The organism is Pseudomonas sp. TE21435 (assembly GCF_056279265.1).
On record NZ_JBWBQZ010000001.1, the window covers coordinates 1,601,379 to 1,627,578 of the forward strand.

At 66.5% G+C, this 26,200-nt stretch carries 21 protein-coding genes; 8 read left to right on the forward strand and 13 right to left on the reverse strand.

The window, feature by feature from the left end; all coding sequences use genetic code 11:
- Window positions 1-100 precede the first annotated feature (100 nt).
- Together ACZ9C1_RS07210 and ACZ9C1_RS07215 are read left to right on the forward strand one after the other, a co-directional pair.
- Window positions 101-835: an SDR family NAD(P)-dependent oxidoreductase gene (locus tag ACZ9C1_RS07210; RefSeq protein ID WP_476253810.1), complete on the forward strand. Its 735-nt coding sequence runs from the start codon at window positions 101-103 to the stop codon at window positions 833-835.
- Between the two features lie 16 nt (window positions 836-851).
- Window positions 852-1,058, forward strand: coding sequence for a tautomerase family protein (locus ACZ9C1_RS07215; RefSeq protein ID WP_277504477.1), 207 nt, complete (start codon window positions 852-854; stop codon window positions 1,056-1,058).
- Window positions 1,059-1,096: 38 nt separating this feature from the next.
- Here ACZ9C1_RS07215 and ACZ9C1_RS07220 read toward each other — a convergent pair whose 3' ends face one another.
- The 4 genes from ACZ9C1_RS07220 to ACZ9C1_RS07235 all read right to left on the reverse strand — a co-directional run bounded on the left by ACZ9C1_RS07220 (window position 1,097) and on the right by ACZ9C1_RS07235 (window position 5,951).
- Window positions 1,097-2,488: an aspartate aminotransferase family protein gene (locus ACZ9C1_RS07220; RefSeq protein WP_476253811.1), complete on the reverse strand. Its 1,392-nt coding sequence runs from the start codon at window positions 2,486-2,488 to the stop codon at window positions 1,097-1,099.
- A gap of 22 nt (window positions 2,489-2,510) precedes the next feature.
- Entirely contained in the window at window positions 2,511-4,001 is a 1,491-nt protein-coding gene (locus ACZ9C1_RS07225; RefSeq protein ID WP_110704002.1) for an aldehyde dehydrogenase, read from the reverse strand.
- A gap of 67 nt (window positions 4,002-4,068) precedes the next feature.
- Window positions 4,069-4,917: a helix-turn-helix transcriptional regulator gene (locus tag ACZ9C1_RS07230; protein ID WP_476253812.1), complete on the reverse strand. Its 849-nt coding sequence runs from the start codon at window positions 4,915-4,917 to the stop codon at window positions 4,069-4,071.
- Between the two features lie 164 nt (window positions 4,918-5,081).
- The gene (locus ACZ9C1_RS07235) at window positions 5,082-5,951 is read right to left on the reverse strand and encodes an RHS repeat-associated core domain-containing protein (RefSeq protein ID WP_476253813.1); all 870 of its coding nucleotides are present in this window, start codon (window positions 5,949-5,951) and stop codon (window positions 5,082-5,084) included.
- A gap of 257 nt (window positions 5,952-6,208) precedes the next feature.
- Here ACZ9C1_RS07235 and ACZ9C1_RS07240 point away from each other — a divergent pair, with 257 nt between their 5' ends.
- The 3 genes from ACZ9C1_RS07240 (at window position 6,209) to ACZ9C1_RS07250 (ending at window position 9,161) form a co-directional block, all read left to right on the forward strand.
- On the forward strand, window positions 6,209-7,279 hold the full coding sequence (locus tag ACZ9C1_RS07240) for an enoyl-CoA hydratase/isomerase family protein (RefSeq protein ID WP_476253814.1): 1,071 nt from the start codon (window positions 6,209-6,211) through the stop codon (window positions 7,277-7,279).
- Between the two features lie 16 nt (window positions 7,280-7,295).
- Window positions 7,296-8,447: an acyl-CoA dehydrogenase family protein gene (locus ACZ9C1_RS07245; RefSeq protein WP_038706259.1), complete on the forward strand. Its 1,152-nt coding sequence runs from the start codon at window positions 7,296-7,298 to the stop codon at window positions 8,445-8,447.
- Between the two features lie 156 nt (window positions 8,448-8,603).
- Window positions 8,604-9,161: a TetR/AcrR family transcriptional regulator gene (locus ACZ9C1_RS07250; protein ID WP_476253815.1), complete on the forward strand. Its 558-nt coding sequence runs from the start codon at window positions 8,604-8,606 to the stop codon at window positions 9,159-9,161.
- 12 nt (window positions 9,162-9,173) lie between these two features.
- On the opposite strand, the gene ACZ9C1_RS07255 is transcribed toward ACZ9C1_RS07250, so the two are convergent.
- From ACZ9C1_RS07255 to peaA, 5 genes are all read right to left on the reverse strand, one after another.
- A complete protein-coding gene (locus tag ACZ9C1_RS07255; RefSeq protein WP_476253816.1) occupies window positions 9,174-10,856 on the reverse strand; it encodes an AMP-binding protein in 1,683 nt (560 codons plus the stop codon).
- A gap of 138 nt (window positions 10,857-10,994) precedes the next feature.
- Window positions 10,995-12,116, reverse strand: a complete 1,122-nt coding sequence (gene peaD / locus ACZ9C1_RS07260; protein WP_139670668.1) for a quinohemoprotein amine dehydrogenase subunit beta — start codon at window positions 12,114-12,116, stop codon at window positions 10,995-10,997.
- 19 nt (window positions 12,117-12,135) lie between these two features.
- Window positions 12,136-12,459 (reverse strand): quinohemoprotein amine dehydrogenase subunit gamma, encoded by a 324-nt coding sequence (gene qhpC / locus ACZ9C1_RS07265; protein ID WP_094012540.1) that lies wholly within the window; start codon window positions 12,457-12,459, stop codon window positions 12,136-12,138.
- Window position 12,460: 1 nt separating this feature from the next.
- Window positions 12,461-13,891 (reverse strand): quinohemoprotein amine dehydrogenase maturation protein, encoded by a 1,431-nt coding sequence (peaB, locus tag ACZ9C1_RS07270; RefSeq protein WP_457378640.1) that lies wholly within the window; start codon window positions 13,889-13,891, stop codon window positions 12,461-12,463.
- Window positions 13,892-13,927: 36 nt separating this feature from the next.
- Window positions 13,928-15,493, reverse strand: a complete 1,566-nt coding sequence (peaA, locus tag ACZ9C1_RS07275; protein ID WP_476253817.1) for a quinohemoprotein amine dehydrogenase subunit alpha — start codon at window positions 15,491-15,493, stop codon at window positions 13,928-13,930.
- A 470-nt stretch (window positions 15,494-15,963) separates the two neighbouring features.
- Here peaA and ACZ9C1_RS07280 point away from each other — a divergent pair, with 470 nt between their 5' ends.
- Window positions 15,964-17,457, forward strand: a complete 1,494-nt coding sequence (locus tag ACZ9C1_RS07280) for an aldehyde dehydrogenase family protein (RefSeq protein ID WP_110703983.1) — start codon at window positions 15,964-15,966, stop codon at window positions 17,455-17,457.
- A 91-nt stretch (window positions 17,458-17,548) separates the two neighbouring features.
- Complete coding sequence (locus ACZ9C1_RS07285) at window positions 17,549-18,862, forward strand: alginate export family protein (protein WP_476253818.1); 1,314 nt, start codon at window positions 17,549-17,551, stop codon at window positions 18,860-18,862.
- 94 nt (window positions 18,863-18,956) lie between these two features.
- On the opposite strand, the gene qhpG is transcribed toward ACZ9C1_RS07285, so the two are convergent.
- The 4 genes from qhpG to ACZ9C1_RS07305 are packed head-to-tail and all read right to left on the reverse strand — an operon-like array spanning window position 18,957 to window position 24,547.
- Complete coding sequence (gene qhpG / locus ACZ9C1_RS07290) at window positions 18,957-20,246, reverse strand: flavin-dependent monooxygenase QhpG (RefSeq protein WP_476253819.1); 1,290 nt, start codon at window positions 20,244-20,246, stop codon at window positions 18,957-18,959.
- Window positions 20,239-20,916, reverse strand: a complete 678-nt coding sequence (gene qhpE, locus ACZ9C1_RS07295; RefSeq protein WP_139670681.1) for a subtilisin-like serine protease QhpE — start codon at window positions 20,914-20,916, stop codon at window positions 20,239-20,241. The genes qhpG and qhpE overlap by 8 nt, the downstream gene beginning before the upstream one ends.
- Complete coding sequence (locus ACZ9C1_RS07300) at window positions 20,906-22,633, reverse strand: ABC transporter ATP-binding protein (RefSeq protein WP_102684858.1); 1,728 nt, start codon at window positions 22,631-22,633, stop codon at window positions 20,906-20,908. Before ACZ9C1_RS07300 ends, qhpE begins: the two co-directional genes overlap by 11 nt.
- Window positions 22,634-22,636: 3 nt before the next feature.
- Window positions 22,637-24,547: a sigma-54-dependent Fis family transcriptional regulator gene (locus ACZ9C1_RS07305; RefSeq protein WP_476253820.1), complete on the reverse strand. Its 1,911-nt coding sequence runs from the start codon at window positions 24,545-24,547 to the stop codon at window positions 22,637-22,639.
- Window positions 24,548-24,837: 290 nt separating this feature from the next.
- Here ACZ9C1_RS07305 and ACZ9C1_RS07310 point away from each other — a divergent pair, with 290 nt between their 5' ends.
- A complete protein-coding gene (locus ACZ9C1_RS07310) occupies window positions 24,838-26,184 on the forward strand; it encodes a hypothetical protein (RefSeq protein WP_111533229.1) in 1,347 nt (448 codons plus the stop codon).
- The last annotated feature ends 16 nt before the right edge of the window (window positions 26,185-26,200 follow it).

Sequence of the window (26,200 nt, forward strand, 5' to 3'; positions counted from 1 at the left end):
TATCGATTGAAATGCCAAACGCCTCATTTTTCAAGTCGGCGTTACAGCCTAGAGTGGCTGCACACCCGAGCACTGGCTCGACCCACCGGAGATTTCCCCCATGAGCACCGCAAGAACCGTCATCATCACCGGCGCCTCCAGCGGCCTGGGCTTCGCCCTGGCCCAGGCCTTCCTCGAGCGTGGCGACAACGTGGTCGGCAACGCCCGCACCCAGGTTCGCCTGGACGAGGCCGCCGCCCGCCTGGGCAACCCGCGTGGCTTTATCGGCGTGGCCGGCGACATCGCCGAGAAAGCCACCGCAGAGCGGTTGTTCGCCACCGCCCAGGAAGCTTTTGGCCGGGTCGATATCCTGGTCAACAACGCCGGCATCTTCATCCCGAAACCAGTGACCGACTACACCGAGGCCGATGTCGACGCGCTGGTCGGCACCAACCTCAAGGGCTTCTTCTACCCCGCCCAGGCCGCCGCCCGGGTGATGAAGGCGCAAGGGCACGGGCATATCGTCGCGATCACCGCTTCGGTGGCGCTGCAACCGGACACCCGCGTGCCGGCACTGTTGCCGGTGCTGGTCAAGGGCGGGCTGAACCAGGCGGTCAAGGGCCTGGCGCTGGAACTGGCTGCCAGCGGCGTGCAGGTCAACGCCGTGGCCCCGGGGATCATCGACACCCCGCTGCACAACGGCAGCACCGAAGGCCTCGGCGCACTGTCGCCGAGTGGACGCACCGGCCAGCCCGAGGACGTGGTGAACGCCGTGCTGTACCTGACCGACGCGCGCTTCGTCAGCGGCGCCGTGCTGCCCGTCGACGGTGGCAGCACCGCCGGCACCTGGCACTGAAACGGGAGCCACGCACATGCCTTATGTCCATATCCGCGTCACCGAAGAAGGCGTCACGGCCGAACACAAACGCCAGCTGATCGAAGGCACCACGCGTTTGCTGGAACAGGTGCTGAACAAGCCACCGGCGAGTACTTTCGTGGTCATCGAGGAGGTGCCCACCGACAACTGGGGGGTCGCTGGCGAGACGGTGACGGCGCTGCGCCAGCGCGAAGGTCGTTGACGCTTCACCGTCGAAGGGGCGCCTGCGCGCCCCAGGTTTCAGCCTCGACCCACCGATTGCGCCACACGGTCCACCGCGATACGCGTCTTCTCCACCAGTTCGTCCAGCTCGCCACGGCTGGCCACCAGGGCCGGCGCCATGATCATCCGCCCCAGGGTCGAGCGGATGATCACGCCTTCCTCGAAACCGAAGGTGCGGCACTGCCAGGCCAGGTCGTTCTCGTTGGCGAAGCGCTTGCGCGTGGCCTTGTCCTCGGTGAACTGCAAGGCTGCCACCAGGCCGGTGCCCTGTACTTCACCGATCAACGGGTGGTCGGCGAACACCTCGCGCAGGATGCGCTGCAGGTACGGGCCGGTGTCGTCCTTGACCCGGCGCACGATACCCTCGTCGCGCAAGGCCTTGAGGTTGGCGATAGCTACCGCCGCCGTCACCGGGTGGCCGGAATAGGTCAGGCCGTGGGCGAATACCCCGCCCCGCTCCACCAACGCCTCGGCAATACGCTTGCTCAACACCAGGCCGCCCATGGGCACGTAGCCGCTGGTCAGGCCCTTGGCGATGGACAGCGTATCCGGCTCGAAGCCGAAGTGCTGGTGGGCAAACCATTCGCCGGTGCGGCCGAAACCACCGATCACCTCGTCGGCGCACAGCAGCACGTCGTACTGGCGGCAGATGCGCTGGATCTCGGGCCAGTAGCTCTCGGGCGGGAAGATCATGCCGCCGGCGCCCTGGAACGGCTCGGCGATGAAGCCTGCGACATTCTCGGCGCCCAGTTCGAGGATCTTCTCCTCCAGTTGCTGGGCGCAACGGCGGCCGAATTCCGCCGGGGTCAGCTCGCCACCCGCGGCGAACCAGTACGGTTCGTCGATATGCGCCACGTCCGGGATCAACCCGCCCATTTCGTGCATGAACTTCATGCCACCCAACGCCGTGGCCGCCAGGGTCGAGCCGTGGTAGCCGTTCCAGCGGCCGATCATGATCTTCTTGCGCGGCTGGCCGACCACCTGCCAGTAACGGCGCACGGTGCGGATCAGCACCTCGTTGGCCTCGGAGCCGGAGTTGGTGTAGATAGCGTGGCTGTAGTGGCCGGGCAGCAGGCTGAACAGCAGCTCGGACAGCTCGATCACCGCCGGGTGGGTGGTGTGGAAGAACATGTTGTAGTACGGCAGCTGGTCCATCTGTGCGGCCGCAGCGGCGGTCAGGTCCTTGCGGCCATAGCCGAGCTGGGTGCACCACAGGCCGGACATGCCGTCCAGGTAGCGGCGGCCGTCGTTGTCCCACAGGTACAGGCCCTCGCCGCGGGTGATGACCCGCGGTCCCTCGGCGTTGAGCGCCTTCTGGTCGAGGAAGGCGTGAATGTGGTGGGCGGCGTCGCCAGCCTGGTAGTCGCGGGTATCGCGTTTGCCGGTCGCCGGGGTGATGGGTGCGTTCATTGTTGTTCTCCTCGGGTGAATATCAGCGCAGCTGGATCCAGGTGGTCTTGAGCTGGGTGTACTTGTCGAACGAATGCAGCGAGAGGTCGCGGCCGAAACCGGACTGGCGCCCACCACCGAACGGCACGGTCACATCCAGGGCGTCGACGGTGTTGACCGACACCGTGCCGGCCCTGAGCCGTCGGGCCACGCGGTGGGCACGGTTGAGATCGTCGCTCCACACCGACGCGGCCAGCCCATAAACGCTGTCGTTGGCCAGGGCGATGGCCTGCTCCTCGTCGTCGAAGGTGCTGACCGCCAGCACCGGGCCGAAGATCTCGTCACGGGCCAGGGCCATGTCCTGGCGCACGTCGGTGAAGATCGTTGGCGTGATGAAGTTGCGCGAGCCGTTCACGCTCAGGCGCTCACCGCCGCAGCGCAGTCGTGCGCCCTGCTCCCGGGCCTGGCCGATGGCGGCTTCGATACGCACGGTCTGCGTGGCATCGACGATGGCGCCGGCACGGCTGGCCGGGTCCAGCGGGTCGCCGGGCAGCCATTCGCGGGCCTGGCGCAGCAGACGCTCAACGAACTCGTCGTGGATCGAGCGCTGCACGTACAGCCGCGAATTGGCCGAGCACACCTCGCCCTGGTTGAAGAAGATGCCGAACGCGGCCTTTTGCGCCGCCAGGTCGAGGTCGCGGCAATCGTCGAACACCAGGTTCGGGCTCTTGCCGCCGCATTCGAGCCACACCTGCTTGAGGTTCGACTGCGCCGAATACTGCATGAAGTACTTGCCCACCTGGGTGGAACCGGTGAACACCAGGCAATCCACGTCCGGGTGCAGGCCCAGGGCACGGCCAGCGGTTTCGCCCAGGCCCGGTACCACGTTGAGCACGCCCTCCGGCAACCCGGCCTCCAGGGCCAGCTCGGCCAGGCGCAGGGCCGAGAATGGCGACTGCTCGGCGGGCTTGAGCACCACGCTGTTGCCTGCGGCGAGTGCCGGGGCGACCTTCCAGGCGGCCATGTCCAGCGGGAAATTCCACGGCACCACCGCGCCGACCACGCCCAACGCCTCGCGGCTGATCATCGCCACGGCGCTGGCGGCGGTCGGGGCGACCTGGTCATAGAGCTTGTCCAGCGCTTCGCCATACCAGGCGAACACCTGGGCCGCGCCGGGCACATCGATGCTGTAGGCATCCATCACCGGCTTGCCCATGTTCAGCGAGTCGAGCAGCGCCAGTTCCTCGCGGTGGGCCAACATCAGCTCGGCCAGGCGCAGCAGTACGCGCTTGCGCTCGGCCGGCGCCATGCGTGCCCAGGGACCGTGCTCGAAGGCGCGGCGGGCGGCGCTCACCGCCTGGTCGATCTCGCTGTCGGCACAGGCGGCGACCTGGGCCAGGCACTGCTCGGTCGCCGGGTTGATGGCGGCGAAGGTGGCGCCGTCGCGGGCCGCCACCGGGCGCCCGTCAATCAATGCGGTGGTGATGAAGCTTTGCCGCGCGGCGCGCTGCAGCCAATCGCTTTTCGTATGCACGCAGGTCTCCCCTCCGGCCACACCCGGGCCGGTGATTGTCGTTGTCTGGATGAGGTGAAGCGGTGGGTCAGCGCCGTCGCAGGTAGCTTTCCAGCGGGTCCTTGCTCAAGCCTTCCTGGGCCTGGGCCAGCGAGGCGATGAACAGCGAGAACAGCTCGGCCTGGGTGGCGATATCGAGCTTGGCGTAGAGGTTCTTGCGGTGGGTCTTGACCGTGTCTTCGCTGATGCCCAGGCGCTCGGCCAGCGAACGCGTGGAATGGCCGCGCAGCAGGTACTGGGCGACATGGCACTCACGCTCGGTGAGCAAGGACGAGCCGAAGTTGTTCAGCGCGGCGTTGATCTGCCGCCCCAGCGCGCTTTCGAAGCGCCCGCCCAGGGCCTCGGCATCCAGCTGCCCCCAGTGCCGGCGCACCACCGCCGCCACCCAGGCGGCGACGCACTTGAGCTCGGCCACCTGGCGACTGCCCAGGCGCCGGGTGCTGCCCAGGGCCACGGCGATGGTCAGCTGGGCGTCCAGCGGCACCAGGTAGTTGAGTTCGTCCTCCAGGTGCGCGTGCTGGTAGAACGAGGTGTAGTACTCGCTGCGCTTGAAGTGGTCGGGGGCGACATCGCTCAGGCGATAGCAACCGGCGGGCACGCCGTCCATACAGGCGCGGTAGAACGGGCACAGCAGGTAGTAGCCTTCGAGGTACTTCTGCACGTTGCCCTCGGGCAGCCAGGGCCCCTCGTCGTCCTTGGCGAACAGCGCCGACGGCAGGCCCTTGCGCGGATACAGGAACACGGTGATGGCCTGGCACGCTGCCAGTTGATTGAGCGCGGCGAACAGTGCCTCGACGAAGCCTGGGGTGCCGATGGCGTCGACCACGCGGGCCATCTGCTCATACCAGTCGGGCGAATTCAGCTGGGCATTGCTCATTATTGTCTTCCCCGCCAGGGTGAGTGCTGGCCGGGATTGTTTCATGGGGGGGACGGGGCGGCTATCACCCTTCGGGGTGAGGAACTCGGTGGATTACCAGCATGCATTGATTGAGGCTAAAGCTATGCGACGGAGCAAGAGACTCACCAAGACAACAAGTTGAATTAACCGGGTGTTCCTCGAAAAACGCTAAGCACCCGACTGAGGTCAACCGCCATACCGTCCATCAGTAGTGCGTTATCCGCAGCCGCGAGGTGTTCGGGCAGCATCCCTTGCAACAGGCCAGGCTCAAAATCATCAGGATTTGCATGAACGGTGCGCAGGTACAACTCTGCCTGCCCCTTGGAGTAGATGGAAATCCGTTCACGAGCGCCAGGGACAGCTTTGACATACCGCCCAAGCTCGGCAGGGTACAAGTGAACCATGTTTCTCACATCAAGAGGATCGAATACGCCCCGTCTCAATACCGGCTGATAACTAGATGCAGAAGGGCTCGGAGGACGACTACCGATACGGTCATAGAGTGGCCCGGCACCCGAGATGTCACCCGCGACCATCTGCGCACTTTCAGTTGGCAAGATTCTGCCTTGCCTTTCAAGTACTCGCACAGCTCGCGATGCCAATGTGTCAGGACGCTGTTGAAGTTGCCGGCCCCCTAGGGAGAACTTGAGCGTCTGGCGCACGCGCTCCCAACCTGTGCTGTGCTTGATATGCCCCGATGGATCACTGGCGTTCATCGGATCATTCAAACAATACGCGTATGCATTGACCCCGGCTTTGCCGAAAGGACTCCAGCTATCAGGCGAATTGAAACGCATCAGCAAAGGGTTGAATCCCCGGTAGCCATTACCCAACAGATAATGCTCGGTAAACGCCTCACTGAGAGTTCCGGTGTACCCCAGGCGGTGAGCTCCGGCTTGCTGTCCCCGGCTGCCAAAGGGCGCATAGCTGCACGAGGCCGAAGACGTGAACAAAATGGATCGCTGCCGATCGGATGCTAATAGAGAAATGAAACGCCTGATTTTAAGCAACACGTACCAACCCTCCGGGCAAGACACGAAATTCAATATGCCAGACCCTTCACTGCCTCACAGCTGGTAGAAATATCAGGCGCCTCGGCGCCATAGCGCTAAAGTGAGGTCACGTCCGCAAGCGTGCCAGGGCAAAAATGCAGGCTAGCCCTGCAGATTTGCCAATTGTGCAAGGTAATTTTGCATGACAGGATCGACCGATCCGCTCGCGCACTCCAGGACTTCACTTGGAAAATCAATAACAAAGCAGGGAGACCGCGATGACCGCGCATGCTCAACCCTCGGCAACGGATCAGGTACTGGCCGAGGTCCGCAACCACATTGGCCACCTCACCCTCAACCGCCCAGCCGGCCTCAACGCCCTGACCCTGGACATGGTGCGCAGCCTGCAGCAGCACCTCGACCAATGGGCGCAGGACCCGCAGGTGCAGGCCGTGATGCTGCGTGGCGAGGGGCCCAAGGGTTTCTGCGCCGGCGGCGACATCCGCTCGCTGCACGACAGCTTCAAGGCCGGCGAAAAGCTGCACGAGGATTTCTTCGTCGAGGAATATGCCCTGGACCTGTGCCTGCACCGCTACCGCAAGCCGGTGCTGGTATTGATGGATGGCTTCACCCTCGGCGGCGGCATGGGCCTGGCCCAGGGCTGCGACCTGCGCATCGTCACCGAGCGCAGCCGCCTGGGGATGCCCGAGGTGGGTATCGGCTACTTCCCGGACGTCGGCGGCAGCTACTTCCTGTCCCGCGTGCCCGGCGAGCTGGGCATCTACCTGGGCGTCAGCGGTACCCAGGTCAAGGCCGCCGACGCCCTGTACTGCGGCCTCGCCGACTGGCATCTGGACAGCACCAGGCTGGCCGCGCTGGATGAAGGCCTGGACCGCCTGGTGTTCGGCGAGCACCCGCTCAAGGACCTGCAGGGCCTGCTGGCCAAGCTCGGCACCCAGGTGCTCGAGGACGCCCCGCTGGCGCGCCTGCGCCCGGTGATCGACCACTTCTTCGCCCTGCCCGACCTGCCCAGCATCATCGAACAGCTGCGCGCCGTGACCATCGGCGACAGCCACCCGTGGGCGCTGGAGACTGCCGCCCTGCTGGAAACCCGCTCGCCGCTGGCCATGGCCGTGACCCTGGAGCTGCTGCGCCGTGGCCGCCACCTGAGCCTGGAAGACTGTTTCGCCATGGAACTGCACATCGACCGCCAGTGGTTCGAGTACGGCGACATCATCGAGGGCGTGCGCGCCCTGATCATCGACAAGGACAAGCAGCCGCACTGGAACCCGCCGACCCTGGGCGAACTCACCGCGCAGCGCGTCGACCAATTCTTCGAAGGCCTGTGAGCCCGGGAGTACACAGATGCAAGACCTGGAACTGAGCGAAGAACAGATCATGATCCGCGACATGGCGCGCGACTTCGCCCGCGGCGAGATCGCCCCCCATGCCCAGGCCTGGGAGAAGGCCGCCTGGATCGATGACGACGTGGTACGCAAGATGGGCGAGCTGGGCCTGCTCGGCATGGTGGTGCCGGAAGACTTCGGCGGCAGCTACACCGACTACGTCGCCTATGCCCTGGCGGTCGAGGAGATCGCCGCCGGCGACGGCGCCATCGGGGCGCTGATGAGCATCCACAACTCGGTGGGCTGTGGCCCGTTGCTGGCCTACGGCACGCCTGAACAACAGCAGGCCTGGCTGCCGCCACTTGCCAGCGGCGAGGTGATCGGCTGCTTCTGCCTGACCGAGCCCCAGGCCGGCTCCGAGGCCCACAACCTGCGCACCCGCGCCGAACTGGTCGATGGCCAGTGGGTGATCAATGGCGCCAAGCAGTTCGTCAGCAATGCCCGCCGCGCCAAGCTGGCCATCGTCTTCGCCGTGACCGACCCGGAGCTGGGCAAGAAAGGCCTCTCGGCGTTCCTGGTGCCCACCGACAACCCTGGGTTCAAGGTCGACCGCAGCGAACACAAGATGGGCATCCGCGCCTCCGACACCTGCGCGGTGACCCTGGACAACTGCCGCATCCCGGCCGCCAACCTGCTCGGCGAGCGCGGCAAGGGCCTGGCCATTGCCCTGTCCAACCTCGAAGGCGGGCGCATCGGTATCGCCGCCCAGGCCCTGGGCATCGCCCGCGCGGCCTTCGAGGCGGCACTGACCTACTCCCGCGAGCGCATCCAGTTCGGCAAGCCGATCAACGAGCACCAGAGCATCGCCAACCTGCTGGCCGACATGCAGGTGCAGATCAACGCCAGCCGCCTGCTGATCCTGCACGCCGCGCGTCTGCGCAGCGCGGGCAAGCCTTGCCTGTCGGAGGCCTCCCAGGCCAAGCTGTTTGCCTCCGAGATGGCCGAGCGGGTCTGCTCGATGGCGATCCAGGTGCATGGCGGCTACGGCTACCTGGAAGACTATCCGGTGGAGAAGTACTATCGGGATGCTCGGATCACCCAGATCTACGAGGGCTCCAGCGAGATCCAGCGGATGCTGATCGCCCGTGAGCTGAAGCATTATCCGATCTGACGTTCCCATCGCGGGTCAAGGCTGCTCCCACGGTGGAGCAGCCTTGACCCGCTATGAATTGTTCAAACCATGAGATTTATTCGTCTCATATGATACAATATTGGATCTTTCGTCTCTTTTCGCCTGCCCGACAGCCGAACCCCGACTGAGGTCCTTATGCGCAGATCCCTCCAAGAAGAACGCCTGCTCAAGGCGCTGGCCCATGCCATTGTCGTTCATCCCCGCGCCACCCTGAAAGAGCTGGCGGAAACCGCCGGGGTCAGCAAGGCCACCCTGCACCGCTTCTGCGGTACCCGCGAAAATCTGGTTAACCTGCTCGAGGACCACGGCGAGCACGTGCTCAACCAGGTCATCCAGGAAGCCGACCTGGAACGCACCGAACCCTTGGTCGGCATTCGCCACCTGATCGCCGAACACCTCAAGCACCGCGAAATGCTGGTGTTCCTGATGTTCCAGTACCGCCCCGACACTCTGCTCAACAACGCCGAGGATATGCGCTGGCAGGCCTACACCCAGGCAATGGACGCGTTCTTCCTGCGCGCCCAGCAACTGGGCGTGCTGCGCATCGACATCAGCGCGGCGGTGTTCACCGAAATGTTCATGACCATGATCTACGGCATGGTCGATGCCGAACGCCGTGGCCGCGCCGCCAGCGCCAACACCGCGCAGACCGTGGAACAGTTGTTCCTCAACGGCGCGCGGGCCCAGGCCTGAAGCTGAGGGCGGCTACCGCCCTTGCCCGCCCGTCAGCGCCTCGATGCTGATCTCGCGCATCCTGAACTTCTGCACCTTGCCGGTCACCGTCATCGGGAATTCATCGACGAAGCGGAAATGGCGCGGCACCTTGAAATGCGCGATGCGCGCCCGCGCCCATTCACGCAGTTCTTCCTCGCCCAGGGCCTGCCCCGGATGCAGGCGAATCCAGGCGACGATCTCCTCGCCATAGCGGCTGCAGGGGATGCCGATCACCTGCACGTCGGCCACCGCCGGGTGGGTGAAGAAGAACTCCTCCAACTCCCGCGGATAGATGTTCTCGCCACCGCGGATGATCATGTCCTTGCTGCGCCCGACGATGCGCACGTAGCCCTGTTCGTCCATCACCGCCAGGTCGCCGGTGTGCATCCAGCCCTCGGCGTCGATGCTCTCGGCGGTGGCCTTGGGGTTGTCCCAGTAGCCGAGCATCACGCTGTAGCCGCGGGTGCACAGCTCGCCGATCTCGCCGCGTGCCAGGGTAGTGCCTGCGCTATCGATCACCTTGCTCTGCAGCCACGGCTGGGTGCGGCCGACGCTGGTCACCCGGCGCTCCAGGTCGTCGGCGGCGCCGGTCTGCAACGACACCGGGCTGGTCTCGGTCATGCCGTAGGCGATCTGCACCTCGCCCATGTGCATCTCGTCGATTACCCGGCGCATCACCTCGATCGGGCAGGTGGCGCCAGCCATGATCCCGGTGCGCAGGCTGGACAGGTCGAACTCATGGCGACGCGGGTGATCGAGCTCGGCGATGAACATGGTCGGCACGCCGTACAGGGCGGTGGCGCGTTCTTCGGCCACGGCCTGCAGGGTGAGCAGCGGATCGAAGGCGTCATTGGGGTAGATCAGGGTGCTGCCGTGGGTCATGCAGCCGAGGTTGGCCATGACCATGCCAAAGCAGTGGTACAGCGGCACCGGTACCACCAGCCGGTCGTGCTCGGTCAATCCGAGGCTTTCGCCGACCATGTAGCCGTTGTTGAGGATGTTGTGGTGGCTGAGGGTCGCGCCCTTGGGAAACCCGGTAGTGCCGGAGGTGTACTGGATGTTGATCGGCGCGTGCCGGTGCAGGCTGGCCTGGCGCGCGGCCAGTTGCCCGGGGGCGGTTTCACCGGCACGGGCCTGCAACGCCGACCAGGCCAGCAAGCCACCAGGTGGCGTGGCCGCCAGGCTGATGACCCCGCGCAACGCGGGCAGGCGCGCGCTTTGTAGTTCGCCCGCTCGGCAGGCGCCGAGCTCGGGCACCAGGTCCAGCAGCATGGCGTGGTAGTCGGAGGTCTTGAAGGCGTCGGCGCAGATCACCCACTGGCAGGCCGACTGGCCCAGGGCGTATTCCAGTTCGCTGGTGCGGTAGGCCGGGTTGATGTTGACCAGGATCGCGCCGATCTTGGCGCTGGCGAACTGGGTGATGCACCATTCGGCGCAGTTGGGCGCCCAGATCCCTAAGCGGTCGCCGACCCGCACGCCCAGGGCCATCAGAGCGCGGGCGTGCTGGTTGACCGCATCGGCCAGTTGCCGCCAGGTGTAGCGCAACTGCTGGTGGCTGACGATCAGGGCCTCGCGGTCGGGGAAGCGGGCGACGGTGGCGTCGAAGGCGTCACCGATGCACAAGTTGAGCAAGGGAATGGCGTTGCTGCCTACGGTGTGGCTGGGCTGGGTCATGGGGTGTCTCTTGTTGTTCTTGTAGGGATTGATCCGGCCCTATCGCCGGCAAGCCGGCTCCCACAGAGACCGCAGCAGACCCGAGGTCAGCACCTTACCTGTGGGAGCCGGCTTGCCGGCGATAGGGCCAACACCGCTCTACCGAATGAACACCTGCGGCGTGGTGGTCGACATGTCGCCACCGGGCAGTTTGATGTTTCCCACCTTCTCCAGCGTATTGGGGTCGAACACCGCCAGGTCGTTGAACGTCCCGCCCAGGTAGAGCTTGTCGCCGGCCTTGTCGAAGGTCACGCAGTAGTAGGTATGGTCCAGGTTGGCGGCCTTGACCAGCTTCTTCTGCGCGATGTCGTAGCGGGCCAGGCGATTGAGCACGCCGTACATCTGGTTCGGGTCCTTCGGCGAGCGCAGGCCGGTGAAGTACAGCTCGGTCAGCTCGGCGAACTCCTGGGTATGGGCCTTGCCGGTCTTCAGGTCGATGCTCAGGTAGCCGTAAAGCGGCTCGGCGCTGGCCGGGTCCTGCTTGGCGTCCTTGAACCTGGCGATGGTGTAGAGCATCGAGAACTCGTGCAAAGAACTCTGGTGCGGCCAGAAGTACAGCACGTCCGGCGCGCTGTAGCCCGGGCGGTTCCAGCTGCGCAGTGGCAGTGCGACGGTGTATTTGCCGGTGTTGACGTCCAGCTTGTAGATGTCCGGCCCGGCCACATAGAGACTGCCGTCGTCGGCGGCGCGCATCAGGTACACCTGGCGCGGCATCGGGAAGGTGCGCACAGGCTTGGCATCCAGGCCGTCGCCGGTGCGGAACACTTCCAGGCGCGGCGGCTTGACCACATAGTGGTCGTTCAGGCGTTGGCTGGGGTTGACCGTGGCGTACACCTCCTTGCCGTCGGGGCTGATGGCGAAGGAGTACATGGCCTTGCCGACCTCGCCCGGCACGCTGGACAGGTTGGCGTGGAAGGTGGTCTTGCAGCTGTCCAGGTCGATGCCATAGATATCGGCGAAGTGATTGTTGAGCACGTAGGCGGTGCGGTTGTCCGGCGCCATCATCGCCGTGCCGGGGCCGAACGAGTCGGGCATGCGGCAGGTCTTGTACAGCGTGTCGCTGGCCACCTCGACCACGTGCAGGTTGTTCGGGTAGTTGGTGGCGATCAGGTATTCATGGCCGGCCTTCAGGGCCTTGCCTGCGTCGTCGGCCTGGGCCGCCCAGGCGCAGGCCGTGGCGGCGACGGTGAGCGCGAGTTGCGCGCAGAGTCCAGGTTTCATGCGGTTTCCCCTTGTCGTTCTATTTGTCTTTCGGGAATACGGTGCCGAGGTTGCGCCAGTCTTCGGCGGAGTTGGTTGCCTGAGCGTTCCAGTCCTGGTAGGTGCTCATCATGTCCGGCACCTGGGCTGGCCACCAGCAAGGGTCGGAGCAGCCGTACAGGTCGGCCTCCATCGGCTGGCACAGCGAGCTGACGCCACCGAAGGCGTCCACTTCCCAGCCCGGGTCGGTGGTGGCGGTGCAGCCGGCCACGGCGCTCATCGCCAGCACGTCCTCGACGCGGTCTTCGGCGGCCGCCTGCTCGAGAATGCGCGCCTTGTTGTTCAGCGGTTTGAGGTGCTTCATGTCAGTGCGCCTTCCGGGGTGTGATGTAGCGATCGATGAAAGCCGGGTTGGCGGCCATGATGCGGCTGTAGACCTCAATGCCGAAGTCGACCCAGTCGCGCATCAGCTCGCAATAGTGGTAGGTCGGATGCTGCGGGTCGCCGTAGCGGGCGTAGCTTTCGTGGTAGCAACCGCCGGAACACAGGTTGCGGATGCGGCAGCTGTCGCAGCCGGTGCCGCTGCGGTCCAGGCGCTGCGAGAGAAAATCGTTGAGCTGCGCCTGCTTCACGCCCTGGTGCACATTGCCGAAGGTCGGCAGGCTGGAGCCGGTGAAGCGGTGGCACAGGTTCAGCTCGCCCTCGTGGTCCACCGCCAGCATCTTCAGCCCGGCACCGCATGGCAGGGCCTTCTTGTGGCCTTCGTGAATGTCGGTGATCAGCTGGTGCAGGTTGGAGAAGCCGATGTTGCGGTGCGCCAGCGCCGCCTCCAGGTAACGCCGGCCCAGGGCCTTCATGTTGGCGAACACCTGCACCAGCTCGTCGCCGGTGAGGTTGAAGTCGGCCATGTCACCGGAGGTCACCGGGGCGAACCCCACCTCGGCGAAGCCCATCTCGTTGAACAGGTGGTTCCAGATGGTCTCGATATCGGTGATGCCACGGGTCAGCGTAACCCGCGCCCCCACCGGCCGGCTGCGGTAGCGCGACAGCAGCATGTCGGCCTTGCGCCGCACCACGTCGTAGGTGCCCTGCCCGCCCACGGTGATGCGGTTGCGGTCGTGCACAGTCTTGGGCCCGTCGATGCTGATCGACAGGCCGAAGCGGTGGGCATCGAGCCAGTCGACGATCTCTTCGGTGAGCAGCGTGGCATTGGTGGTCATGATGAACTCGACCTGCTTGCCCGCCTCGGCGAAGCGTCGCTCGCAGTACGCCACCATGTGCTCGATCAACGCCCGGTTGGACAGCGGCTCGCCACCGAAGAACACCACGCTGTAGCGCTCCTCGTTCGGCGACTCCTTGAGCAGCATCTCCACCGAGGCTTCGGCGGTGGCGCTGTTCATCTTCTTGCCGGCGGAGGGCTTGTCGAGGTCCTCCTTGTAGCAGTAGGTGCAGCTGAGGTTGCAGCCGGTGTTGACGTTGAGCACCACGGTGTTCAGCGCGGTGCGCTCGACCTGTTTCAGGGCGATTTCCGGGGTCAGCGGCGAGCCGTCGCTGACCACTTCCAGGGCGATCAGCTCGCGCAGGGTTTCCTCGATGTCCTGCCCGTCGAACTGCTGGCCGAGCTGCTGCAGCAGCTCCTCGGCGGAACAGCCCTGGCGGCGCAGGGTGTCGATGATGCCGCCGGTCACCGCGTCGGTGGCGAACAGCGAACTGCTGGGGATATGGAACAGCATGCGGTCGGCATCGACCTGCACTTCGTGCAGGTTGCGTTCGACCAGGTTCAGTAGTGCGCCCATGGCGACCTCCCGATAAGCAATTGGTCAGGTTGATGCCTATGGCAGCGGCGGATTGTTCCAGCGCTGCACGGTGACGATCATGTGGCCCTCGCCCTGCTGGCCACCGTCGGCGAGGGTGGCGATCACCTTCAGGTTGCCGGCGTTGTTGGTCATCATCTTGCGCTCGGGGTTGGGCCCTGCCCCGCCCGGCACGAACACGCCGTCGGCCTGCATCTGCCCGGCGAACCTGACGTCCTCGTCCTCGACCGCCCGTTCGTTGAACGGCTCGACTTTCCAGGTCGCCGGCAGGTAGCCGATGCGCAGCGACTGGCCACTGGCGTCCTTGCCCCAGGCTTCAGCCTCGAAACGGCCCTGCACCTTGGGCACCGAGGCGCCGTTCTCGCCGATGCGGGCAATGGAGAATGCCGGCACCACCTTGACCTCATCGACCTTGTCGTACACCGCCAGTTGCACGCCCTTGAGCGCGCCCACCGCCACCTCGCGGGGGCCGGCGGCGGCATCCTTGGCGGCGCGGGCCTTGACCCGGATCAGCGTCGGCGTCGACTCCAGCACTTCGATCACTTCGACGCCCGCGCCCAGCTCGGGCTTGCCGGACAGGTCGCTGCCCACCAGGGTGATCTCGCTGTCGCTGCCAGCCTTGATGAACGCCGGCTGCACCGCCAGCAGGCGCCCCTGCCCGGCCTTCGCCGCACTGAAGTCCAGGCCGCGCTCGTCGTGCTCGGCCTCGAACATGCGGCCCTTCATCTGCCCGTCGATGGCGGCGAACACCTGGCGCAGGTTGGCCTCGCCCACCTTGACGTTACCGCGCCATTCATAGCCGTTGTAGAGGATCGCCGAACCGCTGCCGTTGAACGGCGTGCCGTCGGCGTAGGCGCCCTTGACCTCGACCTTGAAGGTATCGCCCTGCTCGGCGCTGACCGTCATCACCCCACGCACGTCACCCTTGGCCAGCATATGGCCGCTGAACGCCCATTGCCCGGCCAGGACCTTGGACTCGGGCCGGGCCTTGAGCCACTCGGCCCAGGCCGGGTTGTCGAGGGGGAAGCGCTTGGCCAGGTCGGGCACCATCTGCTTGAGGGCGATGTCCAGCCAGTCGCGGTCGCGGGCCTGGGCCTGGTATTCGAGGGACGGCCATTGGCCGAGGTGGAAGTTGACCAAGTGCTCCCACTCCTTGGCCGGGCGCCGTTGCAGGGCGACCCGGGCGCCGGAGTGGCAGCGGCCGCACATCTGGCTGAGCGGGTCGTCGAAGTGTTCGACAGTATTGAGCCGGCGTTCCATGGCGTAGCGCACACCGTCGGTCTCGCTGGGCGCCAGGCCCTGCTTGTCGGCCAGGTACTTGACCAGGGTGCGGCGGTCGTCGTCGCTGATCTGCAAACCATGCATCACCTGCATGCGGGCGATGCTCATCAGCCAGCCCTCGGGGGTCTTGCGCTGGTGGCTGATGCGGCTGTAGCTGTCGTTGCCTTCGGGGATATGGCACCCCATGCACTTGTTCTGCAACAGGCTCGGGCCCTGCTCGGCCGCCATGGCCTGGGCGGACAGCAGTGCGGTGGCGACCAGCGCCAGTGTGCCCGCCTGCCGCCGGAGTCGAGTCGTCTTCAAGGTCAGACCTCCACGGTATCGTTCTTATCGTTATTCGCACGCTGCGCTGTGCATCTGACAGTGGCGATACAGGAAGTGTGCCAATTGCGGCAAATATGTTTTGCATCAACGATTTGAGCGCAGAGCAGGGGCAAACCCCAGCAGCGCAGGCTGTGACCGAACGTGCCATTTCGCGACAGGGTGTTTCACCTTGAGACACGGGGCCTGCTGCGCAGGCCCGCTCCCACAGGGATCTAGCCACCTTCGAGTCCAACGCCGTACCTGTGGGAGCCGGCTTGCCGGCGATTGGCCCGCACAGCGGTCCGTTTCATCTCCGTCTCACTCAGTCTCAATGTGCAACAGCTCAAGCCTCCCTGACTGCATGCCGTGTAACGCGAAAACCACATGTATCAAGGGCTGTGAACGCGTTGCCCGGCTTGGCACGCCCATTGCCCTGCCCTGGTCACAACCATGACAAGAGGCACCGCCCCATGCATTCCGAACTGCCGATCCTGCCCGCCACCCGTGCCTTCCTCGCACGCCAGCTGAAGATGCGCATTGGCGCCGACTGGCAGGACGCCGCCAGCGGCCGCACCATGACCTTGCGCAACCCGGCCAGTGGCGAGGTCCTCGCCGAGGTGCCCGCGGCCGAGGCACAGGATGTGGACCGCGCCGTGCAGGCCGCCCGCCAGGCGTTCGAACACTCGGCCTGGAGCCGGATGCGTCCGCGTGAGCGGCAGAACCTGCTGTGGCGCCTGGCCGACCTGATGCAGCGCGATGCCCAGGAGCTGGCCGAGCTGGAATGCCTGAACAACGGCAAGAGTGCCGCCGTGGCCCAAGTGATGGACGTGCAACTGGCCATCGACTTCCTGCGCTACATGGCGGGTTGGGCGACCAAGCTCGAAGGCAGCACGGTCGAGCCGTCGCTGCCGCTGATGCCCAATGACGACTTCCACGCGTTCGTGCGCCGCGAGGCGGTGGGCGTAGTCGGCGCCATCGTCGCCTGGAATTTCCCGCTGCTGCTGGCCTGCTGGAAGCTCGGCCCGGCCCTGGCCACTGGCTGCACGGTGGTGCTCAAGCCTGCCGATGAAACCCCGCTGACCGCGCTCAAGCTCGCCGAACTGGTAAGCGAGGCCGGCTACCCGGACGGCGTGTTCAACGTGATCACCGGCACCGGGCTGAACGCCGGTGCCGCGCTGAGCCGCCACCCGGGCGTGGACAAGCTGACCTTCACCGGCTCCACCGAAGTCGGCAAGCTGATCGGCAAGGCCGCCATGGACAACATGACCCGCGTCACCCTCGAACTGGGCGGCAAGTCGCCGACCATCGTCCTGCCCGACGCCAACCTGCAGGAAGCCGCCGTCGGAGCCGCCACGGCGATCTTCTTCAACCAGGGCCAGGTGTGCTGCGCCGGCTCCCGGCTGTATGTGCACCGCAAGCACTTCGACAACGTGGTGGCCGATATCGCCGGCATCGCCAATGCCATGAAACTGGGCAACGGCCTGGACCCTAGCGTACAGATGGGCCCGCTGATCTCGGCCCGGCAGCAGGAGCGGGTCACCGGCTACATCGACCTGGGTCGCGAGTTGGGCGCGACCATCGCCTGCGGTGGCGAAGGCTTCGGCCCGGGCTACTTCGTCAAGCCGACGGTGATCGTCGATGTCGACCAGCGCCACCGCCTGGTACAGGAGGAAATCTTCGGCCCGGTGCTGGTGGCCATGCCGTTCGACGACCTTGACGAGGTGGTGGGCCTGGCCAACGACAACCCCTACGGGCTGGGCGCGAGCATCTGGTCCAACGACCTGGCCGCGGTGCACCGGATGATCCCGCGGATCAAGTCCGGGTCGGTGTGGGTGAACTGTCACAGCGCGCTGGACCCGGCGCTGCCGTTCGGCGGCTACAAGCTCTCCGGCGTCGGCCGCGAGATGGGCGCGGCGGCAATCGAGCACTACACCGAGCTGAAGTCGGTGTTGATCAAGCTCTGATTTCACCTGTGCCGGCCTCATCGCCTGGCCGGCGATGAGGCCCGGCCAGGCAATCAAAAAGCCAGAAAACAACAAAAACATGGAGCACACCATGACGCACAAGCTCGCCTGCACGTTGGCCCTGCTGCTGGCCTCTCCCCTCACCCAGGCCCACGAACTCTACAACCACGCCGGCACCACCCTGGACGCCAACCTCGAAGCGCTGTTCGGCGTATTCCACAGCGACGAAAGCTTCGACCAGTTCGGCAACCGCCAGGCCGGCAGCAGCAACTGGCGCGAGGGCTACGTCAAGTACGGCCTGAGCGCCAGCCAGGCGCTGGCCAGCAACGGCACGCTTTACGGCGCCTTCAGCCTGCTCAGTTCGGCCACCTGGGGCGATGGTGACGCCGCGGGTTTCACCCTCGGTGACGAACGTCGCACCGGCGTCGAGGACGCTTACCTTGGATGGCGCTCGGGCACCCTGTTTCCGGCGCTTGGCGAAGACGGCATCGATCTCTCCGGCGGGCGCCAGGTCATCACCCTCGGCGACGGTTTCCTGATCCAGGGCGACCCGGTCAATGCCGGCAACGTCGACCTGGGCGCCGATTTCGACCGAGGCGGCGCCTACTACCTGGCGGCGCGCAAGGCGTTCGACCGCACCGCCGTGTTACGTCTGGGCGGCAAGCAGGGCTGGCGTGGCGACCTGATGTGGCTCAAGTCCGACAACCCGTTCCAGGCCGACAACTCCATGGCGGTGGCCAACCTCGAGCATGTCGCCGACGCGGGCACCGTGGGCCTGAGCTGGATCCGTGGCCTGGATGTCGACCGCCGCTACGCCGAGATCCTTGGCCTGGAACACCGCGACGGCATGGACACGGTGAGCCTGCGCGGGCGTGGCAACCTGGGAGTGAAAGACCTCGAACTGGCCGCCGAGTATGTCACCCAGGACCGCACCGACGGACGCGAGAACGCCTGGTACCTGGAGGGCAACTGGACCTTCTCCGGACTGCCCTGGTCGCCCACCGCCACCTACCGCTACAGCCGCTTCTCGGAGCACTTCGACCCGCTGTTCTATGGCCTGAGCCGGGGCTATGGCACCTGGTTCCAGGGCGAGGTGGCGGCCAACTACGCCGGGCCATTCAACAGCAATACCCAAGTGCACCATGTGGCGCTCAAGGCCACGCCACGGGAGGGGCTGACCGTGGGCGCGCTGTACTTCGACTTCGACCCGCTCAGCACCGACCAGGGCAACCTGGGTGGGCGCGAGGTGGACCTGTATGTGGAGTGGATGGTCAACGAGCATTGGCTGATCAGCCCGCTTGTGGGGTTCTACACCCCGCAGCGCAGCGCGCAGGATGGCGGCGTGCAGTTGGGTGGCCGGGATAGCGGGGCCTACCTGCAACTGGTGGTGGGGACATTCTTCTAAGCCAGCGGCCCTATCGCGGGGCAAGCCCGCTCCCACGCAGGGTTTGCTGGCTGATGCAGCAGCGGTGGGAGCGGGCTTGCCCAGCGATGAGTCCTCAGCAAAAACCCTGTTCGCGCAACCAACGCGCAATCATCGGCTGGTGCGTCTGTGTCACCAGGCGCTCCAGGCCGATGCCAGCCTGCACCCCGCGTACCACCGGCGCCAGCTCGATACCTTGCAGGTGCCACACCCCCAGCGGCTGATCAGCCGTCACCACTACTTCGGCCTCCTCCACCCAACCCTCGCGCAGCACCGGGCGGCGCTCCACCCGCACCGCCTGCCAGTTTGCCGCCGCGTGCAGCGGCTGCGCATCTGGCCAGCACCGGCGCCGGGCCCAGAACGGCTGTTCGCCACGCTGCGCTTCCTGGGCGTAGAAGTCGCGCCCGATCCGGGCGAAACGCAGGAACAGCTGTTCGATCCGCGTTTGATGGAAGCGCTGCGCCAAGGCTGCCTGCCCGGGCCGTTGCAGCAGGGTATTGATCACCACGGGCGCCTGCAGCGCCGAGGACAAGGACTGGAAGATGCCATTGCCCGACAACGGATCAACCGCCATCGCCGCATCGCCAACCCGTAGCCAATCACGGCCCGCGCAGTTGCCGACAAGAATCGCTGTGCTGCTGCGTGCATGCACCTGGGCAGGGGCGAAGGCCTGCTCGCCGAACAGTTGCGCCACCAGCGCCGAGCCACGGCGGCGCCCGGCACAGTACTCGGGCAACGCCGTCTTGCCCGGCAGCCGCGCCGCCGTCACGTCCAGCGTCACCTGCCAGTAGCAGCGGCCATCGGCCAGCCGCGCCATCCAGGCCCAGCCGTCGTCCAGGCTCTCTACTGCCGAGGCCGGCGTGCCGGGCTCGGCCTGCCAGAGGTTGAGCAGGCTGACCGTCTCCGGCCCGCGCAGGCGACCTTCGCTCAACGGGGCCTGACGACCACGGGCCTCGACCAGGAAATCGCCGTGCAAGGTACGCCCGTCGTCCAGAGACACCCGATGCCCCACCCCTTGCACCACCTCGTGCACACGCCCTTCGACGAGCTCGACACCGGCACGATTCAAGTCATCACGCAGTGCCTGGTCGAAGCGCTGGCGATCCAGCAGCCACTCCTGGTTCGGTTGCAGCCGCTCACCGTTCCAGTGCACCTGCCGCGTGGCCGGCGTAGTCGCCTCGGCCAGGGCAGCGCCCAGGCCCGCATGGCGCAAGCCCTCCAGCACACGTTGCGAAACACCTTCCACCGCAGCGAAACGGCGCCAGTCGGACACCACGGTGACGGGGTAGCCCATCCGCCGCAGCCCCAGGGCAGTAGTCGCCCCCGCAGGTCCGGCACCGAGTATCAGGATGCTCGGTTCAGGCATCGGTCGACTCCTTGCGCTCAGGGCCGACGAACGCCGCGTGCCGCTCCAGCCAGTGCAACAGTGCCTGCCGGGTCATGCCGGGCTCCTCGCCCAGCAGGGCCGCCACCCGCCCAGTGAACGCGGCACAGGCCAGACTGGCCCCGGCCACCCCAGCGGCGCCAACCGCCGCGCCGAAGTCGGCCTGGGGAGTGCCCAGCCACGACCATTGCCCAGCGGCGCAGCGGGCATCGCCAGTGACGCGAATGACCCCGGGATAACTGGCCGGATACACCGGCTCGCCCCGCGCCGGACTGGAGGCGCACAGCAGCACGCCAGCGGCCACGGCCTCGGCGCAGGCCAGGCGCAGCACCGGGCGATCCTGGCGCAGGCCCAGGCTCAGGTTGACCACGGTCGCGCCCGCCTCCACCAGCCACAACAGGCCAGCGGCCACCTGCAAGGCGCTGGTGCTGCCCTGCCCGGCGAACACCTGGGCCAGCAGCACCGGCTGGCCGCCGGACTCGGCCCGCAGCCGCGCCAGCACCGCGCTGCCGTGGCCCAGGGCATCCGGCAGCGGCTCGCCCTCGCACAGCACGCCATCCTCAAGCCAGAAGCGCCGCGCGCCGAGCAGGCTATCCGCCTGCTGCGCCGAGCAGCCACTGTCGATCACGCCAATGCACAGGTCAACGGCCATGGTCGGCGGGCTCCTTGCTGCGCAATTGCCCGTCACGCAGTTCCAGATGCAAGTCGGCATCGGCGAGGGTCGAGGCACGATGGCTGATCAGGATCCGCGTACGCCCGGCGAACAGCTGGTCGATGGCGGCAATCACTTCACGCTCGGTGGCTTCGTCGACCGCCGAGGTGGCCTCGTCAAGCACCAGGATCGCCGGTTGCTGCAGCAGCGCCCGGGCGATGGCGATACGTTGCTTCTGGCCACCGGACAGCTGCTGGCCGCGTTCGCCCAGCAGACCATCGAGCCCCAGCGGCAGGCTCTGTACCAGGCTGTCCAGGCGGGTCAGCCGCACCACCTGCTCGAGCTCCTCACGGCTGGCCTGGGGCGTGCTGTAGGCCAGGTTCTGCGCCAGGGTGCCGCGAAACAGCACGATGTCCTGGCTGACCACGGCGATGCGCCGCCGCAGGGCCTGCAGGTCGAGCTCGCGCAGGTCGACGCCGTCGAGCAGGATGCGCCCGTCATCCGGGTCGTAGAAGCGCTGCAGCAGGTCGATCAGGGTCGACTTGCCGACGCCGGAAGCGCCGCTGATGGCGATCTTGGCGCCGCCGGGCAGACAGGCTTGCACCTGGTCCAGCACCCCACCCTGGCGCCCGTCGTGGGCGAAAGATACCCCGTCCAGTCGCAGTTCCCCGGCCCCTTGTGGCATGGGCCGGGGATCGTCCGCCTCGCGCACCGCGAGCGCCTCCCGCTTGAGCTCCATCACCCGCCCCAGGCTCACGGCCATCCGCTGCACCGCCACGTACAGGCCCAGCAGGCTCTGCACCGGACCGACGGCCATGCCCATGTAGGTGGAAAAGGCGATCAGCGCACCCAGTTGCCAGGTGCCCTGGATCACCCACCAGCCGCCGACCAGGAATGCGCAGGCCCGGCACCAGGAAGTCAGCGTGCCGGGCACCGCCTGGGTAAAGAACTCGGTGACCTGCACCCTGAGCAGCTGCCCCATGTAGCCCTGCCCCAACTGATCGAGGCGCTCGGCCTCACGCCGCTGCTGGCCGGCGGCCTGGATGAACTTCATCGCCGGCAGTGTCTCGACCAGGAACGACGACACGTCCGCCGAGCGTTCGCGCAGGCTGCGCACTTCGCGCTCGACCTTGCGTCGCATCCAGCGCAGCCACAGCACTTCGAGCGGGATCAGCAACACCAGCAGCAGCGACAGCTGCCAGGACAGCATCAGCATCAAGGCCACCGCACCGACCAGACCGATCAGTGCCGATACCGCCGAGAACAACGAGTCCACGGCAAAACGCTGGATCTCGGCGACATCGCCATCGAGCCGCGACAGGATGTCACCGGTGCGCCGGCGCCCGTAGAAGGTCGGCGAAAGTTGTTGCAGGTGTCGGTACAAGTCGTCGCGCAGGGCGAACAGGATGCGCCCGGACAGGCGCGTGTGCAGGTAGCGGTTGACCCCTGCCAGCAGCGTGCCGAGCAGGCCGGCGACGATCATGATCGCCGCCATGTGCCAGAGGGTCTGGTAATCCTTGGCCAGCAGGCCTTCGTCGATCAAGGTCTTGACCAGCCAGGGTTGCGCCAGGGCCAGCAGCGAGGCGCCCAGGGACAGCCCCAGGAGCACGCCGATGGCGCCACGCTGCGGGCGCACGAAGCCGTAGAGCCAGGCCAGGGCCTGGCGCATCAACTGCGGGTCGCTGGATTCGATCAATCGGGAAAACAGTCCGCCCATGGCTCAACCACGCAACTGCTTGAGCTTGCGATACAGCGTCGCCCGGCTGATACCCAGGGCCTCGGCCGCGGCCGAGACATTGCCCTGGTGCCGGGCCAGCGCGGCGCGGATCAGTTCCAGTTCGTTGTCGCGCAGGCTGCCGGACGGCGTGGCGCCGCTGGCCAGTTCATCGAGCAGGCAGTCGGTGAGGTGATCGAGGGTCAGCACCTGCTCGCCCTCCTCGCGCATTGCCAGGGCGGTGCGCACCACCATTTCCAGCTGGCGGATGTTGCCCGGCCAGTCGAAGTTCTCCAGCAGCGCCGTCAGCGCTGGGTCGAAGCTCACACTGCCGGCTCCGGACTTGTCCAGCAAACCTTGGATGATCGTTGCCAGGTCGTCGCGCTCGCGCAGTGCCGGCAGACGCAGGGACACGCCGTTGACCCGGTAGTAGAGGTCTTCGCGGAAGTGCTGGTCGGCAACCCGGCGCTTGAGGTCGCGATGGGTGGCGCAGATCAGCGCCACGTCGATGTCCTGCTCGTCGCCGGCGCCAAGGGGCGCCACGCGGCGCTCCTGCAGCACACGCAGCAGGCGCGCCTGCAGGGCCAGCGGCATGTCGCCGATCTCGTCGAGGAACAGCGTGCCGCCATGGGCCTGCATCAGCCGCCCGACCATGCCGCCCCGGCGCGAGCCGGTGAAGGCGCCGTCGCGGTAGCCGAACAGCTCGGACTCGATCAGCCCCTCGGGAATCGCCGCGCAGTTGACCGCCACGAATGGCTTGTCGGCACGCGGACCGGCCTGGTGCAGGGCACGGGCAACCACCTCCTTGCCAGTGCCGGTTTCACCCAGCAGCAGGACCGGCAACCCGTTTGCCAAGCCCTGGCGGGCCATGCGCAAGGCACGCGCCAGACGGGCATCGCCACCGGCCAGCGCTTCCAGTGCCTGGGTCTTCGGCGGTGCTGGTTTGGCGATCGCGGACGGGCCACTGACGCGAGCATGCCGCGGCAGTTGCAGCGCCCGGAAAAAGAACTCGCCCGCTGCCGTCTGCACGCTGCTGACGCCGCCCTGCCACAGGCGCGCGATAAACGCCGGCGAACGCTCGCCGAGCAGGTCACCGCAGCGTCGCCCGAGCAGCGCCTGGCGTGGCATCTGCAACAACTGGCAGGCATTGTCGTTGGCCGCCATCACCTCGCCTTCCAGGCTCAGCGCCAGCAGGCCCTGCCAGGCGCTGGCCAGGTATTGCGGGCGGCTATGGAAGGCCAGAACCAGATGCTCGGGATGGTAGAGCCCGAACAGCCGGCTCTCGATATTGCCGGCGGCGAGCAGCAACGTGGAAAGGCTGTCCTGGGGCTGGGCCATGACGCCTTCACGGGTCAGGTCGAGCACGCCTATCACGTCGCCACGCGGATCACGCAGCGGCACCGAGGTGCAGGAGAACGGGCTGAGCCGATCCAGGTAATGCTCGCCGCAGTTGATCAGGGTCGGCTGGCCCTCGACCACCGCCGTGCCGATGGCATTGGTGCCGCGCAGGGCCTCGCTCCAGCAACTGCCAGGGTGCAGGTCGCGCAGGCCCTCGCGCTCGAGCACATGCTTCTGGCCGTCAATCGTCAGCACGTTGGCCTGGGAATCACCGAGGATGACGATGCCGCTCTTGCCCTGGCGTTTGATCAGGTAGTCCAGCTCAGGGGTGGCCGCGTCGATCAGCAGGCGGTTGTGTTCCAGCAGCGTATCCAGGTCCAGGCCGTGGCGAATACCCAGGCCGACCTGCTCGCCCTGCAGACAGTCCAGGCCATGGCCGAGGCTGCGCCGCCAGGAGGCGTCGATCTCGTCGCGCAGCATGCCGCAGGGCAGTTCGCCTTCGCTGGCAAGCTTCAGGCGGACCAGGCGAGACTGCTGCAAGGGGTCGTTGGCGGTTGTTGTTGGAAGTTGTCGCGCCATTGCGTGCTCCTGGTGTGCCCCGCTCAGGCGGGGCAACGGGCATCGGATTTTTCGGCAGTGTGCGTCAGAATTGGTTGGCAGTCATCAGCTACGACAGAGACCGAGCCTCACCCCATTCCCCAATGCTGGGGCCACCCGCCCACCATGGATACCTCGCCAGACCGTTGTCGGGACGCTGAAACCCTCGTCGCAAAAGCCCTGGACGCCCCTCTGCAAAACCTGGCACAACAGTTGCCGATCCCTCCCCAGACGCCCCAACCCATGGGCCCGTTTGCAGGAGGAAGCAACTCATGCACCGACCGACACCCCACCCGCTGGCCGTGGCGATCTTCGCCGGCCTGCTCCAGCTTCCGGCCCAGGCTGCGCTGTATGCGGTCGATACCGGCCCGTATACCCTGCCCACCGGTAAGTTCCCCGCCTGGTACCAGGACAGCCATGGCCGGGTGCTCGACCTGTGCCTGACCAAGGCAGTGAGCTCCAGGGTCGCCGGTGCTCCCGGCGCGCCCTCGTACATGTGCACGCTGCTGCCCACACCCGGCGTGTTCGACGACACCCAGCCGATCGTCTTCCCCAGCAACTTCCCCGACGAAGCGTTCTGGTTCACCGCCGACGCCGCCATCGTCGATGCCGCCCGCGGCATCGATCTGACCTATGTATCGGCGATCGAGGCCGCCTTCAGCGCCGAGGAGCCGGTGGATGGCGACCAGGTCAGCTTCGCCCGGGTGCGCATCCGCGTCGATGTGCCGGTGGCCGGTACCTACACCATCACTCACCCTTACGGTGTCGATGTGTTCGAGGTGGCGGCCGGCGGGCGCCGGGCGATCAACATGACCCGCGACATCGGCATCGGCTCGCCAGGCGACTACAGCGGCGCGCTCAGGGGCGACATCGGGCCGTTCCTGCGCAGCGTCAACGGCCCCTATACCGAAACCAACCCAGGCACCGGTGCCAGCGAACGCTTCATCGGCGACCCGAACCTGGAGGAGCCGGTCACCGGCAGCCCGTTCAACACCAACTACGTGCGCATCGAAGGGCCCAACGGTATCGACCTGCGTACCGAGCTGTTCGCCATCTCCGGCAAGCTGTCCACGGTCAACCGCCCAACGCCGCTGATCCCGCTGCGCAGCACCTATTCGCGACACACCGTGAATGGCGACCTGCGCGCCCAGCAGGATGTATTCGTCATGGCCCCGCCGGCGCCCGCCACGGTCACCCTGACCAGCCAGACCCCCACCCTGGCCCTCGGCGAGGCCAATGGCACCGGTGCCTGGTACGCCCAGTCGCCACTCAACCCGACCCTGCCGCTGACCTTGCAGGTGACCGCCGACAACAGCCTGGCCATCGCCACCAGCACCCCGACCAGCGCACCGATGCCGCTGACCGACCTGGTGACCATCAGCCGCGCCGAATACAGCCTGGGCAGTGGCCAGCTGACCCTGGTGGCCAGCAGCAGCGACGAGACCAGCCCGCCGGCCCTCACCGCCCGCACCGGCAACGGTGCGTTGATCGGCAGCCTGAGCGGCAACGGCGCGGTCAAGACCCTGACCACCGGGCTCTCGCCGATCCCGCCAGCGACGGTGCAGGTCACCAGCGCCCATGGCGGCAGCGACAGCGAAGACGTGGTGCTGGTGCCATGAACAGGACACGCCTTCA